Origin of the sequence: Stakelama sediminis (genome assembly GCF_014199335.1) — a bacterium.
Classification (GTDB): Bacteria; Pseudomonadota; Alphaproteobacteria; order Sphingomonadales; family Sphingomonadaceae; genus Sphingomonas; species Sphingomonas sediminis.
In genome coordinates this window covers 929,944-944,337 of sequence record NZ_JACIJI010000001.1, presented here as the reverse complement: position 1 = coordinate 944,337, position 14,394 = coordinate 929,944, and the positions used below count along the sequence as shown (strand labels likewise).

Here is a 14,394-nt window from a genome sequence, read left to right as displayed (position 1 = left end):
CAATGGCGATGGTTCCCACGATTGTCTTCGCGGCGGGACTGGCGACGATGACCATGACTGCATCCGCAGATGATGAAACCGGCCGCCCGATCACCCTGCTCGTCAGCCAGCAGCAGGACAGTGTTGAATTGCGGGTGGTCGGCCAGTCGCCCGAAGCCGTCCAGGCGCATTACACGCTGGAAGTGAGCGGCGGCGACAAGAGCAACAGCAACCGGACCGTGCAGCGCGGATCGGCCCGGTTGAAACCGGATCAGGCGGTTGTGCTGATGACCCTGAAGCTGGGAGCGGCCGGCGGCCGGCACTGGCACGCGGTGCTGAAGGTGGAGCCGGAACACGGCAAGGCGTACGAACTCAGCGAAGGTCGGTAAGGCGGTCTGACACTGCCGAAGCCCGCCGGATTGCGGACGGGGCGTTGGGTTGCTTCGTACCTTCGGCGCTCGCACTGACGTTCGGTTTCTCGCCACGCAGCGTTTCATCGATATGGCTGTTGGTGCCCTATTCGTGGCGCAGAGCCTCGATCGGATCGAGGGCGGCGGCGCGCTGAGCGGGGAAATAGCCGAAGACCACCCCGATCAGCGCCGAAAAGCCGAAGGCGACGATGTTGATCATGGGATCAAAGGCGAACGGCACCTTCGCCGCGCTGGTGATCGCCAGCGACAGGCCCAGCGCCAGCACCATGCCGACCATTCCGCCGAGACAGCACAGCACCACCGCTTCGGTCAGGAACTGCATCCGCACTTCGCGGGCAAGCGCACCGATGGCGAGCCGGATGCCGATCTCCCGCGTGCGTTCGGTCACCGACACCAGCATGATGTTCATGATGCCGACGCCGCCGACGATCAGCGAAATCGCCGCGACGGCCGCCAGAAAGGCGGTGATGACGCTTAACGACCCGGTGACGGCGGCGGTGATCTGCGCAGTGTCGATGATGTTGAAATCATTCTCCGCTGCATCCGACAGGTGGCGCCGGTCGCGCAACAGCTTGACCAGCTGGTTCTGGATCGAGGTGCTGTCATACTGTCCGTCATAGGCGACAACGATGGTCTGAATATCCGGCGAGCCGGTGAAGCGCCGCTGCACGGTTTTCAGCGGCATTACGACCATATTGTCCTGATCCTGCCCGCCGCCGCCCTGGCCGCGTTCCTTCAGCACGCCGATGACGGTGCACGATACGGTATCGAGGCGCATCCGCTGACCCAGCGGACTGGTATCGGCCTGAAAGATGTTCGACTGTACCTTGCTGCCGATGATGCAGACGCTTTTGCCCGCTTCCTGTTCGGTATCCGAAAAGATGCGGCCCGACGACAATTCCATGTTGCGCGCAACGAGAAACGTGTCGTTTGCGCCATTGACCGTAGTGGCCCAGTTCTGGCCGTTATGAATGGCGGTCACGCTTTGCGAAACCTGACCGGCGACGGTCTTCACGCCCGCGATCTGCGTCCGGATCGCCTCGATATCCGACGATTTGAACTGCCGTGGCGTACCCGACCGGTCGCCGCGGGTGGGGAAGACCATCAGCACGTTGGTACCCAGCGAACTGATCTGGTCCTCGACGCTTTTCGACACGCCGTTGCCCAGCGTCACCATGGTGATGACGGCGGCGACGCCGATAATGATGCCCAGCGTGGTCAGAAAGGACCGCAGCAGGTGACGGCGAATCTCGCGAAAGGCGAGCAGCAGCGTGGTTCCGAACATCAGTCCTTGCCCTCCACCACGACATCGGGCGGTGCGACCCCGTCGACCGGCTGGCCCGGACGATGGTTGCGTTCGATCCGTTCGACCAGCCCGTCGCGGAAATGTACGACCGTATGCGCAAAGGCCGCCATTTCCGGCTCATGCGTTACGAGCAGGATAGTGATGCCGCTGTTGCGGTTGAGATCGGTCAGCAATTCCATGATCTCGACCGAGCGTTCGGTATCCAGATTGCCGGTCGGTTCGTCGGCAAGCAGCACGTCGGGATTGGTGACGATGGCGCGTGCGATTGCTACGCGCTGTTGCTGCCCGCCCGACAGTTCGGCGGGGGTGTGGGTGGCCCAGGGTGCAAGTCCCACCTTGTCGAGCGCCGCCATTGCGGCCTCGCGCCGGGCAGCCTTGGATTCACCGCGATAGAGGAGAGGCAGTTCGACATTTTCCAGCGCACTGGTGCGCGCCAGCAAGTTAAATCCCTGAAACACGAAGCCGAGATATTGCCGCCGGAGCAGCGAGCGCTGATCGCGATTAAGCGACTGCACCGGGACATCGCGAAAGGTGAAGGTGCCGCTGGTCGGTATGTCGAGACAGCCGAGAATGTTCATCGTCGTCGACTTGCCCGATCCCGACGGTCCCATCACCGCCATGAAGTCGCCGCGCATGATGTCGAGGTCGACGCCCTTCAGTGCCTGAAAGGCTGCGGTTCCCTTGCCGAACGTCTTGGTGATGCCCGACAGCCGGATGAGCGGCGCGTCGGTCATTTCTTCGAAGCCCGAACCCCGGTGATGACCTGCTGGCCTGCCTTCAGCTTGGTATCCTTGACCACCGTCTGCTCGCCGTCGCTCTGACCGGTAACGACGCTGACCGCTTCAGGCTGCTGTTTAGCATTCAGGATATAGACGGTCTGCTTGCTGCCGACGCCGATGCTTGCCTGCTGTTCCTTGTTCAGGCCGAACCGCTGCGGACCCATGTGGAACCCGCCGCTGCTGCTGCTTGTCGTACTCGGTGTGAAGCGCAGGGCACCATTGGGCACCAGCAATTGCTCGCCGGTCTGATCGGTCTGGATCGTCGCGGTCGCGGTCATGCCGGGGCGCAGCACGCCGTCAGGGTTCTGCACATCCAGAATGGCGGTGTAGGATACGACGCCGCTGGTACTGCTCGAACTGCTGCTGCTGGAGGAACTGCTCGAACTCGAACTGCTTGAGGCGATACTGGTGGAGGCCAGATCAACCCGGTTGATCGTCGCCGGGAAATTGCGGCCCGGATAGGCATCTACGGTAAAGGTTGCCTTTTGGCCCGCATGGACCTGTCCGACATCGGCTTCGTCGATCGACACTTCAAGCTGCATCGACGTCAGATCCTGCGCCAGCACGAACAGGGTCGGGGTGCTGAACGATGCCGCGACGGTCTGCCCCGGTTCGACTTCGCGTGCCAGCACGACGCCGGAAATCGGCGAGACGATCACGGCACGCGAACGGTTGGTCAGATAGGTCGATAGCTGTGCCTGATTCGCGGCGACATTGGCCTGCGCCGACTGTACCGCGGCCTTATCGCGTGCGACATTGGCGATGGCGGTATCCATTTCGGTCTTCGACGGCACCTTGCCGCCGGACAGTTTCTGCACCTGCTGCAACCGGTTGAGCGATGCCTGGTCGCCCTGCAACGTCGCCTTTGCCTGCGCGACCGAGGCTTGGGCGGCGGACAGGTTGGCACGGCCCTGCTTGATCTGATCGTTGACGACATCGGTGTTGATGACGGCCAGCACCTGTCCCTTGGTGACATGATCGTTGACGTCGACCATCACCTTGTCGATCCGGCCGGACACTTCGGAACCGACATCCACCTGATTGGTGGGTTTCAGGTTACCCGTCGCGGTAACCGAAATGTCGAGCGAGCCTTTTTTTACGGGCTGGGTGATATAGCCCGATTGCTCCTTTCCCCCGAAACAGCGCGAAACCAGCAGGGCGAGCAGGATCACGCCGATACCGATGGCGATCCATTTCACCCAGCGCCGCCAGCGGGGCGTCGGCCTGGCACCAAGAAACTCGTCGAGTTGGGCCTGATCCTGCTCGGCCATTTAGCGTTTCCCGTTGGTTGTTGTCTGGTCAAGCGGCGTGGTGGGCGCGGTATCGGATTGCCAGCCGCCGCCCAGCGCGCCGTAAAGCTGAATCAGTGCGTTGGCGCGGTCGGCACGCGCCTGTGACAGGCTGTTGGCTGCGCTCAGCAACGCGCTTTCCGCCTGATTGAGAGTGGTGAAGTCGGTCAGGCCCGCGCGATACTGGCTGCGTGACAGGATCGCGGCGTTGTTCGCAGCGTTCAGGGCAGTCGTGTAATCGCGCTCGCGCTGTTCGGCGGTGTCGAGCGCGGTGATGCCGTTTTCGACATCTTCCAGCGCGCTGAGTACCGTTTGTTTATAGTTGTAAAACGCGCCCTGTGCGGCGGCTTCGTTCGACCGCACCTGCGCACGCTGACGACCGCCGTCGAAGATGGTCTGGGCAATGGTGGCGAACAGCCGGCCGGTGATGATGTTGGTCAGGCTCGACAGCGCATTGGCGCTGGAATCGATGCTGCCGCCGATATTGAATTGCGGAAAAAGCTGCGCCTTTGCGACACCGATCTGCGCGGTGGCGGCGGCAAGATCACGTTCGGCGGCGCGAACATCGGGGCGCTGGCGCAGCGTATCGGCAGGGATGCCGACCGCGATATCGGACGGTCCTTGCGGAATCGGCTCCTTCTTTTCCATTTCGGTCTTGAGCGCGCCCGGCGCCTGGCCGGTCAGCACGCCAAGCCGCGATACCGCCTGATTATAGCTGTTTTCCAGCGACGGGATGGTTGCGGCGGTCTGTGCGCGTTGTTGACGCGCCTGTTCCTGATCGAGCGAGGAAACCAGACCGGCCTGCACCCGCCATTGCGCGATCTGGAGATTGTCATCCTGAATCGACAATGCATTGCGGGCATTGGTGAGCTGCGCCTGATAGAGGCGGGCGAGGATATAGTTGCGGGCGATTTCGCCCTGTACGGTGATCAGCACGTCGGCATAATTATATCCCGAGGCGGCCAGGCTGGCGCGCGCCGCCTGCACGCTGCGCAGGTTGCCGCCGAACAGATCGGCCTGATAGCTGGCGTCCGCGCCGATCGAGAAGCTGGTCGAATTGCCCGTGGTGATCGATGTCACCGTGCCGTCGGGCAGGGTATAGGTGCTGGTGCCGCCGCGCAGATTCTGGTTGCGCGATACCGTGCCCGACGCGCTGAGCGAGGGCAGCAGCGATGCACGCGACTGTACCAGCGATTCGCGTGCCTGACGCAATCGGGTCAGCGCCTGCGCGACATCGAGGTTGGTGGCTTCGGCCGAGCCGACAAGTTGTGTCAGCAAGGGATCGTTGAAGCTGGTCCACCAATGGGTGAGGTCCGCGCGCGGCTGTTCATCGGCCGCCACAGAATATTGCTGCGGGACGCCCAGCGATGCTCCGGACTGCGGATGATAGTCGGGGCCGACTGCGCAGCCTGACAGAAGCAGCATCGCCGGCGCGCTAACGGCCCAAATCCGTTTTACATCCATAGAACACTTAAATGCGAAATTGGTTGGCATTCGTCCACTAGTTTTTTGTCGCAAACTGTATCAGCGCCACAATAAAGTTTCCCGCATATGTCTGAGCACGGCTTGCACGTCGCCGGGCATACCCCCACAAAAGAGGGCAAGGAGAGCATCTATGTCGGAACCGCAAGTCTATCCCGTCCCCGAAGCATGGAAACGGCGCGCGCGTGTCGATGCGAAAGGGTATGAAACCCTGCACGGCCGTTCGATCGCTGACCCCGGCAGCTTCTGGCTGGAACAGGCGCGGCGGCTGGACTGGATCAAGCGGCCCGAGCTGGCGGGCGACTGGTCGTTCGACGAAAATGATTTTCACATCAACTGGTTCGCCGACGGCAAGCTGAACGTCGCGGCCAACTGTATCGACCGGCATCTGAAGGATCGCGCGGCCGCCACCGCGATCATCTGGGAGCCCGACGACCCGGAAGAGCCTGCGCGACGCTATACCTATCTGGAACTGCATCGCGAGGTGTGCCGCTTTGCCAATGTCCTGAAAGCGCAGGGGGTGCGCAAGGGCGACCGGGTGACGATCTATATGCCGATGATCCCGGAAGCCGCCTTTGCGGTGCTGGCCTGCGCGCGGCTGGGTGCGATCCATTCAGTGGTGTTTGCCGGTTTTTCGCCCGAGGCGCTGGCGGGGCGGATTACCGATTGTGATTCAGCGGTGCTGATTACCGCTGACGAAGGGCGGCGCGGCGGCAAGCGGGTGCCGCTGAAAGCCAATGCCGATGCGGCGGCGAAGCATGCCCCGGCGCTGGAAAAAATGATCGTGGTCAAAGCGACCGGCGCCGATATCGCGATGCAGGACGGGCGCGATATCTGGTATCATGAAGCATCTGCAGAGGTTTCCGAAGACTGCCCCGCCGAGGCGATGGATGCCGAGGACCCGCTGTTCATCCTCTATACCTCCGGCTCGACCGGCAAGCCGAAGGGCGTGCTGCATACGTCGGGCGGTTATCTGCTCTGGGCCAGCTATACGCATGAACTCGCCTTCGACTATCGTGAGGGCGAGGTGTTCTGGTGCGCCGCCGATATCGGCTGGGTGACGGGGCACAGCTATATCCTCTATGGTCCGCTCGCCAACGGGGCGACCACGCTGATGTACGAAGGCGTGCCGAACTGGCCCGATTCCAGCCGGATGTGGCAGGTGGTCGACAAGCATCAGGTGACGTCGCTCTATACCGCACCGACGGCGCTGCGTGCGCTGATGGCGGAGGGCGACGAACCGGTAAAAGCGACCAGCCGTGCCTCGCTGCGCGTGCTGGGCAGCGTCGGCGAGCCGATCAACCCCGAGGCCTGGCGCTGGTATTATGAAGTGGTGGGCGACAGCCGGTGCCCGATCATCGATACCTGGTGGCAGACCGAAACCGGCGGGCACATGATCGCGCCGCTGCCCGGCGCCACCGCACTCAAGCCCGGTTCCGCGACGCTGCCCATGCCGGGGGTGGACCCGCAGATCGTCGATGCCGAAGGCCAGATCCTGCATGGTGCGACCGAAGGCAATCTGGTGATCGCGAAAAGCTGGCCGGGGCAGATGCGCACCGTATGGGGCGATCATGACCGCTTCTTCCAGACCTATTTCAGTACCTATCCCGGTAAATATTTTACCGGCGACGGCTGCCGCCGCGATGCGGACGGCTATTACTGGATCACGGGGCGGGTCGATGACGTGATCAACGTATCGGGACATCGCATGGGCACCGCAGAGGTCGAGTCCGCGCTGGTCGCCCATCCGCATGTGGCCGAAGCCGCCGTGGTCGGACGTCCGCATGACGTGAAGGGGCAGGGTATCTATGCCTATGTCACGCTCAACGCCAACGATGAACCGACGGAGGAATTGCGGCGGGAACTGCGCCAATGGGTGCGCAGCGAAATCGGACCGATCGCCACGCCCGATGCGATCCAGTTCGCGCCCGGGCTGCCCAAGACGCGTTCGGGCAAGATCATGCGCCGTATCCTGCGCAAGATCGCGGAGGGCGATACCTCCAGCCTTGGCGATACCTCGACCCTGGCCGATCCGGCCGTGGTCGATGACCTGATCGCCAACCGGGTGGCGTGACGCGGCTTGCCGTCGATAGCGCGCTGCTGGCTGACGCTTATGCAGATTGGTTGGTCAACAGATGAAAGATCACGTCACCGTGACCGGCACGCTGACCCGCGATGGCGGCGGCTTTGTGCTCAAGCGCGATGATGGCGGGCGTTTGCCGCTGCGGCTGGCGCGTACGCCGGTCGATCATGTCGAAAAGCGGGTGCGCCTGTCGGGTGAGATGATGGGGGCGGTGCTGGAAGTCACCGCCATCGCCCGCGAATAGGCTTTAACCGATCCAGCGCCATATTCCGGCGGGCCATCCGGCGAGCGGCATATGCGCCCAGCTTGCGATCAGCCATAGTGCGATGCCGCCCAGCGTAACGCCGGTGCCGGGCCAGGCGGCGGCCCATTGCGCGCGGCCTTCCCGCAAGGCAACGAAGGGCCAGAAAGAGGTAACGCCTTCCCAGCGTTCCCAAAAGCGCGGTTCCAACCGCTCTTTCTTGCGGTCCTGCAACGCCGCGCCGACCAGCGACAGGATGGCGATGGCGAGCGCCAGCACGATGTTGGACGCAATCGGCAGCACCAGAATATGGGCGAGCGACCACAGTGCGAAGGACCACAGCATCGGATGCCGGGTAACCGCGAACACGCCGCGCGGTGCGGGTGGGCGGCTGGTCGTCTTCGGCGTCGGGTCGGGCAGGGCAGGGTTCCCGATCAGCGACCCGACCAGCAGAATGCTCGCCACCAGCATGATGAGCGTCGCCAGCGCCCATAAGGCGGTACCGACATGCCAGTAATAGGGCTGCATCGGCACGGCGCGATAGGCGACCACCATCCAGCCCAGTGTGATGAAGGATATGAGCGAATAAAGCCCCAGAAAGCCGCGCTCACCCATCCGAGCGACCAGCGTCGCGCGCAGCGGATGGGAGAGGAGGAAATGCGTTCCGACAAAGGCGGCGCACGCCAGTATCAGGTTGAACATTTCCTCCTCCCTTCAGCGGCTCGGATCAGCGCGTTTCCGTGCTGGTGTTGAAGCCTGCGGCCTCCGGCTCGGCAAGCTCGCCTTGTCCGGCCAGCGGATCGTCCCGAAGCGTGTCGAGATGCGACAGTTTCTTCACCAGCGGTGCGATCACCATCACGAACACGCCGATAGCGACCGTGATCCAGCCGATATCGGAGTAAATGGCGAGGATCGATTGTTTGGTCGCCTCGCCCCCATCGCTGCCGGTGGCTTCACCGATCTTGCCCGCGACGAAATTGCCGCCCGCGGTGCCAAAGAACCACGCCGCCATGATGAGGCTGGCCATATGTTTGGGCGACAGCCGGTTCATCGCGCTCAGCCCCACCGGCGACAGCGACAGTTCGCCGATCGTGTGGAACAGATAGATGAGGAAGATGAACAGCACCGGCGTCGCCACCATCATGCCCGCGCCATGCGCCCCCCAGTTGAGCACCAGGAAGCCCAGACCCAGCAGCACCAGGCCGATACCGAACTTGGCAGGTGTGGAGGGTTCGAGTCCGCGCTTGCCCAGCTTCGTCCACAGCATCGCCATCAGAGGGCCGAAGATGATGATGTAGATCGGGTTGACCGACTGGAACAATGAAGCGTCGATGCCCGCCCGGTCGACATAGCGGTCGGTGAACAGGCTGAGCGAACCGCCCGCCTGTTCGAACAGGCCCCAGAAGACCGGTTGCAACAGGATCAGGAAGATGATCGCGAAGATACGATCGCGCGAATGCGCATCCAGCCGGAATGCCTCTATCAGCATATAGCCGAGCAGGATGACGCCGCACACCAGCATCAGCCAGCCGATCACGTCCTGATACTGGATCAAGGCCCAGATGATCGCGATCGAGGCGATGCCCGCGATATAGATCAGCCATTCCAGCTTGATGCCCGCCACCGGCTTTGCCAGCGCAACGGGATCGGGGGATTCGCCCTGACCCAGCAGCAGCGGCCGGAACACGACGAACACGATCAGGCCCAGCAACATGCCGACACCGGCCGCGCCGAAGCCCCAGCTCCAGCCCCATTGCTGACCCAGCCAGCCGGCGATGATCGTACCGACCGCCGCACCGACGTTAATCCCCATGTAGAAGATGGTGTATGCACCGTCACGGCGCACATCGGTGCGCGGATAAAGCTGGCCGACGATCACCGAGATATTGGCCTTCAGGAAGCCCGAACCGACGATGATGAAGGACAGCGCCAGCCAGAAGATGTTGATCGTCGCATCGCCCTGTCCGCCGGTTCCTTCGAACGCCATCAGGAAATGGCCGCCGGTAAGAATGATCGCGCCGAACAGCACCGCCTTGCGCTGACCAAGCCATTTATCGGCAAGATAGCCGCCCAGAACCGGCGTAATATAGACCAGTGAGGTATAGGCGCCGTAGATCAGCGTCGCCTTTGCGTCGGTGAATTTCCAGTGCATCGTCAGATAGAAGATCAGCAGCGCGCGCATCCCGTAATAGGAAAAACGCTCCCACATCTCCGCGAAGAACAGGACGTACAGTCCCTTGGGATGGCCCAGAAATTCCGGTTGCGGTCGGGTGACGGCATAGGCGCCGCCCAGCAGGAAGAGCACGAGTACCGCGATCCCTCCCACCAAAATCATGTCGTTGAAACTCACCGGCAAAACCCTTTTGCAATTCTCTTGTCGCCCGTCGCATCTGCGGGGCGTTTCATGACGGGGGAACGTAACGACAGAAACCGGCTTGCCAAGCGCATTGTTACTTTGCGGATGACGACCTACATCGCGCCGCATGACGTTCAACGACCGCACCACCCCGCTTTCGCTGCTTTCAACCCGTCGTTCGGGCAAGCCGCGCGACCTTATTGCGCCTGGCCCTGACATGGATGCACTGCGTTCGATGGTTGCCGTCGCCGGCCGGACTCCCGATCACGGTAAACTGGCGCCCTGGCGGTTCGTGATCGTCCCGGACGACCGCCGCGCAGCGCTGGCCGAACTGTTGAAGAGCGCGTATCTGGCCGGGAAACCTGATGCCGGAAGGCTGGAGCTGGAAGCGGCGGAACAGTTTGCCCATCAGGCACCCGCGCTGGTCGTGGTGCTTTATTCTCCCCGGACGGAGAGCAAAACTCCCTTATGGGAGCAGGAATTATCGGCAGGCGCCGCGTGTATGAACCTGCTCCATGCCGCACACGCCATGGGCTATGCGGGTGGCTGGCTGACCGGCTGGGCCGCGTTCGACGACCGGGTGCGCGACGCGTTCGGCGCTGCGCCCGAGCGGATCGCCGGTTTCATATTCCTCGGCACGCCCGGCAAGGAACTGTCCGAACGCCCGCGTCCCGAACTGGATCAGGTGTTGAGCGTATGGGACGAATAGGGCTGGCTTTTTTACGTGGTTGCTGTATTAAAGCAGCATGACGGCACTGGAGCATGAGGACGGCCCGGTTTACCTGCGGCTGAGGGCGATCGTCGCGGCAGCGATCCTTCGCGGGGAATATGGCGCTGGCGATCAGCTTCCCTCGGTACGCGCGTTTGCGGCTGAACAGGGCGCCAATCCGCTGACCGTCGCCAAGGCCTATCAAAGCTTTCAGGACGACGGTTATGTCGAGGTGCGCCGCGGCGTCGGCATGTTCGTGCTGCCCGGCGCAGTGGAACGACTGCGGGTGGCGGAGCGCGAGCGCTTCCTCACCGGGTATTGGCCGCGCGTGTGCGAACATATTGCCTTGCTGGGTCTTAACACGGCCGAATTGCTGGATTGCGAAACCGCCTGAACGCGGGATACGATTTGTAATCATACGCAACTATCTTTTGGACAGTACGGCATCCTTCATAGGGATTATGCCATAAGGCGTACTGATGGCTGGACCGTCTCCGGTCTCGCCGAGCGTGACCAATAGGGCTTAGGCCGCCCTTTTTCCCGCATCTGAAAAAGCCGCCGACCCCGGCGATTCGGCCCTTTGACAAGTGGTAAAATACCGTTGCATTGCAGCAACAGTGTGCCTTGTCGGACCGGCTGTAGCAGCTTATCGTCGGAACAAAACGGGTCGTCGCGCGCTTTTTCTCTTCACAAGTCAGGGAGTGTGGACATGTACCAGTTCAAGCAGCCCGTCGTCCCCGGTCGAACCGGATATCGCGTCGGCTATCGCATGCATGAGGTCAATCATTGCCCCGGTTGCGGCAACACCCAATGGGTGATCGGACGCACCACTGCGGAATGCGCATTCTGCGCCACCGCGCTGCCGATCAATGGCGGTGGGGTGCGCGGCTTCGGCCTGTTCCGCAGTCATGGCGGCAAGCAGGTGGAGCCGCTCGCCGCGTAAACCTTATGCGGCGAATGTTTCCGGCTCCACCGCATAGAGCGGTGCCGCCGGTGCCATTGCTGCGGCCTTGAGACCAAGCGCCTCCGGCACGATCTGTTCGCCATAGAAGCGCGTTGCGGCGCGTTTCATTGCGACAAAGGGCGAATCCGGCAGTTCGGCCGCAATCCGCCCCTCTCGTTCCAGCAGCCAGCCGCAGGTCGCGACCGACAGCATGGTCAGGAACGGGCTGCTGGCCGCCAGTCGATCCTCGATATCGCTGGCGAGCAGATTGCGAGCCACGTCTTCGCAAGCATCTATCAGCGTCAGAAGCGCCTCGCCCTGCGCCTCACCGCGCATATCGGCAAGCAGCGAGGTGAGCGTTGCGCCATTGTCCATCGACAATTTGCGCCCGACCAGATCGGCGGCCTGAATGCCATTGGTGCCTTCATAGATGCGGGTGACGCGTACATCGCGGAAATGCTGGGCGGCGCCCGTTTCCTCGATATAGCCCATGCCGCCATGCACCTGAATAGCGATGTCGGCGACTTCGGCGCCCAGATCGGTGCCGTGCGCCTTCGCCAGCGGAGTCAGCAGGTCGAGCCGCTTCTTCGCCTCCGTATCGCCCAGATTGGCATGATCGACCTGCGACGCAGCGTAATAGAGCAGGGCGCGTGCAGCCATGGTCTGAGCCTTCATGCGCATCAGCATCCGCCGGACATCGGGATGTTCGATGATCGCCACCGGTTCCCGGCTACCCGATCCGGCGCGCGCCGACTGGATACGTTCGCGGGCATAGGCGACGGCGCGCTGCGTTGCGCGTTCGGCGGTCTGCACCCCCTGTAGTCCAACATTGAGGCGGGCATTGTTCATCATCGTAAACATCGCCGCGATGCCGCCGCCTTCCGCGCCGATCAGTTCGCCGATGCAATCGCCATGGTCGCCGAAGCTCAGCACGCAGGTGGGAGAGCCGTGCAGTCCCATCTTGTGCTCGATCGACACCACGCGAACATCGTTGATGTCGCCGGGATTGCCGTCGGCGTCGAGGCGGTATTTGGGCACCAGGAACAGTGACAGCCCCTTCGTACCTTCCGGTGCGCCGGGAGTGCGCGCGAGCACCAGATGGACGATATTGTCCGTCATGTCGTGATCACCGAAGGAGATGAAGATCTTCGTGCCCCGGATCGACCAGCGCCCGTCGTCGCGCGGCTCCGCCTTCGTCTTGAGCGCGCCGACATCGGAGCCTGCCTGCGGCTCGGTCAGGTTCATCGTGCCGGTCCATTCTCCGGTCGAGAGTTTCGGCAGGTACGCCGCCTGCTGCTCCGGCGTGCCGTGATGGGTGAGCGCCTCGATTGCGCCCACGGTCAGCGTCGGTGCCAGTGCAAAGGCCATATTGGCGGACCCCAGCGTATCCAGCACGGCAGTCGCCAGCACGAAGGGCAGGCCCTGTCCGCCGAATGCTTCCGGTGAGCCTATCGTACCCCAACCGCCTTCGACATACGCCTGATAGGCGGCGCGGAAGCCGTCGGGCATCACCACACCGTCTTCGGTCCAGCGCGCGCCCACCGTGTCGCCGATACGGTCGAGCGGCGCCCATTCGCCGGCGGCGAACTGGCCGATTCCTTCCAGTACGGCATCCACCAGATCGGGCGAGGCGGCGGCGAAACGCGGTGTGTCGGCAAGCGTGTCGAGACGGGCGATATGATCGAGTACGAAACGCTGTTCGGTGACGGGGGCGGTAAAGTCCATGATCCTCTCTTGTGCCTTTTCCGAACTGGCTATAGCCCCGCTTTCGTGCCCGATTCAAATGCCCCGATGCTCACGCGAACCTTACCCTACGGCGAGGCCGGACTGGTGGAGGCCGCGCATGTGATCGCGGCGGGCGGATGCGTCGCGGTACCGACCGAGACAGTGTACGGGCTGGCCGCCGACGCCACCGATTCGCGCGCGGTGGCGGGCATCTATGCGGCCAAGGGGCGACCGAGTTTCAACCCGCTGATCGTGCATGTCGCCGACTTGGCGATGGCGCAAGCGATCGGGGAGTTCAACGATGCGGCGCTGGCGCTCGTCGAACGCTGGTGGCCGGGGCCGCTGACGCTGGTGGTGCCGCTGGCAGAGGGGGCGCCGGTGGCCAGCTTGGTGACGGCAGGCCTGCCGACGGTCGCGATCCGTTGTCCGGCGCACCGCGCGATGCAGGGGTTGATCCGGGCGACGGGCAAGCCGCTCGCCGCGCCGTCCGCCAATGCCAGCGGGTCGATCAGCCCGACGCGGGCCGAGCATGTCGTTGCCAGCCTGAACGGGCATATTTCCCTGATCCTCGACGACGGGCCGACGGAACGCGGGCTGGAATCGACCATCGTTGCGCCGGGACCGCCGCCGCGCCTGCTGCGTCCCGGTCCGGTTACGGCGGAGGCGATCGAGGCTGTGCTGGGGGAGCCATTGCAGGGCGCGGGTGGCGGGATCAGTGCACCGGGCCAGCTTGCCAGCCATTATGCGCCGGTAAAGCCGGTGCGGCTGAATGCGATGGCGGCGCGCGTCGGGGAGTGGCTGATCGGGTTCGGCGATGTGCGCGGGAACGATACGCTGTCGGCGTCGGGCGACGCGATGGAAGCGGCGGCGCGGCTGTTCGACTGTCTCCACCGCGCCGATGCGTCGTCGGGGCAAGCGATTGCGGTGGCACCGGTGCCGATGGCGGGGGTCGGTGCGGCCATTAACGACCGCCTGTCGCGCGCGGCGGTACCGCCCGAACGCGGCTGATAAGGGCGGCTGGGAACAATAGTTGCATCGTGCCGGTGCGTCGGTCAGCATGACCGGATAGCT

Annotated in this window: 14 protein-coding genes; 7 read left to right on the top strand and 7 right to left on the bottom strand. The window is 63.2% G+C overall.

Going from position 1 to position 14,394, the window contains the following annotated elements; all coding sequences use genetic code 11:
- Window positions 1-2 precede the first annotated feature (2 nt).
- Window positions 3-368: a curli-like amyloid fiber formation chaperone CsgH gene (gene csgH / locus FHR23_RS04840; protein ID WP_184001756.1), complete on the top strand. Its 366-nt coding sequence runs from the start codon at window positions 3-5 to the stop codon at window positions 366-368.
- Between the two features lie 127 nt (window positions 369-495).
- Here csgH and FHR23_RS04835 read toward each other — a convergent pair whose 3' ends face one another.
- Genes FHR23_RS04835 through FHR23_RS04820 form a run of 4 tightly spaced genes read right to left on the bottom strand, consistent with a single transcriptional unit; the run spans window position 496 to window position 5,209 of the window.
- Complete coding sequence (locus FHR23_RS04835; protein WP_184001755.1) at window positions 496-1,695, bottom strand: ABC transporter permease; 1,200 nt, start codon at window positions 1,693-1,695, stop codon at window positions 496-498.
- On the bottom strand, window positions 1,695-2,450 hold the full coding sequence (locus tag FHR23_RS04830) for an ABC transporter ATP-binding protein (protein WP_184001754.1): 756 nt from the start codon (window positions 2,448-2,450) through the stop codon (window positions 1,695-1,697). The genes FHR23_RS04835 and FHR23_RS04830 overlap by 1 nt, the downstream gene beginning before the upstream one ends.
- Window positions 2,447-3,766 (bottom strand): efflux RND transporter periplasmic adaptor subunit, encoded by a 1,320-nt coding sequence (locus FHR23_RS04825; RefSeq protein WP_184001753.1) that lies wholly within the window; start codon window positions 3,764-3,766, stop codon window positions 2,447-2,449. Before FHR23_RS04825 ends, FHR23_RS04830 begins: the two co-directional genes overlap by 4 nt.
- Complete coding sequence (locus FHR23_RS04820; protein WP_246359682.1) at window positions 3,767-5,209, bottom strand: efflux transporter outer membrane subunit; 1,443 nt, start codon at window positions 5,207-5,209, stop codon at window positions 3,767-3,769. It lies immediately after the preceding gene.
- A 190-nt stretch (window positions 5,210-5,399) separates the two neighbouring features.
- Here FHR23_RS04820 and acs point away from each other — a divergent pair, with 190 nt between their 5' ends.
- Window positions 5,400-7,340: an acetate--CoA ligase gene (gene acs, locus FHR23_RS04815; protein WP_184001751.1), complete on the top strand. Its 1,941-nt coding sequence runs from the start codon at window positions 5,400-5,402 to the stop codon at window positions 7,338-7,340.
- Window positions 7,341-7,401: 61 nt separating this feature from the next.
- Window positions 7,402-7,593 carry a DUF5818 domain-containing protein gene (locus FHR23_RS04810; protein ID WP_184001750.1) on the top strand — a complete coding sequence of 64 codons (192 nt, stop codon included), beginning with the start codon at window positions 7,402-7,404 and terminating at the stop codon, window positions 7,591-7,593.
- 3 nt (window positions 7,594-7,596) lie between these two features.
- On the opposite strand, the gene FHR23_RS04805 is transcribed toward FHR23_RS04810, so the two are convergent.
- Together FHR23_RS04805 and FHR23_RS04800 are read right to left on the bottom strand one after the other, a co-directional pair.
- Window positions 7,597-8,292 (bottom strand): NnrU family protein, encoded by a 696-nt coding sequence (locus FHR23_RS04805; protein WP_184001749.1) that lies wholly within the window; start codon window positions 8,290-8,292, stop codon window positions 7,597-7,599.
- A gap of 25 nt (window positions 8,293-8,317) precedes the next feature.
- Window positions 8,318-9,925 (bottom strand): peptide MFS transporter, encoded by a 1,608-nt coding sequence (locus tag FHR23_RS04800; protein WP_184002183.1) that lies wholly within the window; start codon window positions 9,923-9,925, stop codon window positions 8,318-8,320.
- 148 nt (window positions 9,926-10,073) lie between these two features.
- Here FHR23_RS04800 and FHR23_RS04795 point away from each other — a divergent pair, with 148 nt between their 5' ends.
- The 3 genes from FHR23_RS04795 to FHR23_RS04785 all read left to right on the top strand — a co-directional run bounded on the left by FHR23_RS04795 (window position 10,074) and on the right by FHR23_RS04785 (window position 11,598).
- Complete coding sequence (locus tag FHR23_RS04795) at window positions 10,074-10,655, top strand: nitroreductase family protein (protein ID WP_184001748.1); 582 nt, start codon at window positions 10,074-10,076, stop codon at window positions 10,653-10,655.
- A 37-nt stretch (window positions 10,656-10,692) separates the two neighbouring features.
- The gene (locus FHR23_RS04790) at window positions 10,693-11,049 is read left to right on the top strand and encodes a GntR family transcriptional regulator (RefSeq protein WP_184001747.1); all 357 of its coding nucleotides are present in this window, start codon (window positions 10,693-10,695) and stop codon (window positions 11,047-11,049) included.
- Window positions 11,050-11,364: 315 nt separating this feature from the next.
- On the top strand, window positions 11,365-11,598 hold the full coding sequence (locus FHR23_RS04785; protein ID WP_184001746.1) for a hypothetical protein: 234 nt from the start codon (window positions 11,365-11,367) through the stop codon (window positions 11,596-11,598).
- Window positions 11,599-11,601: 3 nt separating this feature from the next.
- On the opposite strand, the gene FHR23_RS04780 is transcribed toward FHR23_RS04785, so the two are convergent.
- A complete protein-coding gene (locus FHR23_RS04780) occupies window positions 11,602-13,323 on the bottom strand; it encodes an acyl-CoA dehydrogenase (RefSeq protein ID WP_184001745.1) in 1,722 nt (573 codons plus the stop codon).
- Window positions 13,324-13,389: 66 nt separating this feature from the next.
- Between FHR23_RS04780 and FHR23_RS04775 the strand changes: the two genes are divergently transcribed.
- Window positions 13,390-14,331: an L-threonylcarbamoyladenylate synthase gene (locus FHR23_RS04775; RefSeq protein WP_184001744.1), complete on the top strand. Its 942-nt coding sequence runs from the start codon at window positions 13,390-13,392 to the stop codon at window positions 14,329-14,331.
- Window positions 14,332-14,394 lie beyond the last annotated feature (63 nt).

Excerpts from the sequence above, each read along its gene's own strand:
- FHR23_RS04805 (WP_184001749.1), bottom strand. The coding sequence starts at position 8,292 with ATGTTCAACCTGATACTGGCGTGCGCCGCCTTTGTCGGAACGCATTTC.
- FHR23_RS04835 (WP_184001755.1), bottom strand. The coding sequence starts at position 1,695 with ATGTTCGGAACCACGCTGCTGCTCGCCTTTCGCGAGATTCGCCGTCAC.
- FHR23_RS04825 (WP_184001753.1), bottom strand. The coding sequence starts at position 3,766 with ATGGCCGAGCAGGATCAGGCCCAACTCGACGAGTTTCTTGGTGCCAGG.
- FHR23_RS04820 (WP_246359682.1), bottom strand. The coding sequence starts at position 5,209 with ATGCTGCTTCTGTCAGGCTGCGCAGTCGGCCCCGACTATCATCCGCAG.
- acs (WP_184001751.1), top strand. The coding sequence starts at position 5,400 with ATGTCGGAACCGCAAGTCTATCCCGTCCCCGAAGCATGGAAACGGCGC.
- FHR23_RS04785 (WP_184001746.1), top strand. The coding sequence starts at position 11,365 with ATGTACCAGTTCAAGCAGCCCGTCGTCCCCGGTCGAACCGGATATCGC.
- FHR23_RS04810 (WP_184001750.1), top strand. The coding sequence starts at position 7,402 with ATGAAAGATCACGTCACCGTGACCGGCACGCTGACCCGCGATGGCGGC.
- FHR23_RS04780 (WP_184001745.1), bottom strand. The coding sequence starts at position 13,323 with ATGGACTTTACCGCCCCCGTCACCGAACAGCGTTTCGTACTCGATCAT.
- FHR23_RS04795 (WP_184001748.1), top strand. The coding sequence starts at position 10,074 with ATGACGTTCAACGACCGCACCACCCCGCTTTCGCTGCTTTCAACCCGT.
- FHR23_RS04790 (WP_184001747.1), top strand. The coding sequence starts at position 10,693 with ATGACGGCACTGGAGCATGAGGACGGCCCGGTTTACCTGCGGCTGAGG.
- FHR23_RS04775 (WP_184001744.1), top strand. The coding sequence starts at position 13,390 with ATGCTCACGCGAACCTTACCCTACGGCGAGGCCGGACTGGTGGAGGCC.
- FHR23_RS04800 (WP_184002183.1), bottom strand. The coding sequence starts at position 9,925 with ATGATTTTGGTGGGAGGGATCGCGGTACTCGTGCTCTTCCTGCTGGGC.
- csgH (WP_184001756.1), top strand. The coding sequence starts at position 3 with ATGGCGATGGTTCCCACGATTGTCTTCGCGGCGGGACTGGCGACGATG.
- FHR23_RS04830 (WP_184001754.1), bottom strand. The coding sequence starts at position 2,450 with ATGACCGACGCGCCGCTCATCCGGCTGTCGGGCATCACCAAGACGTTC.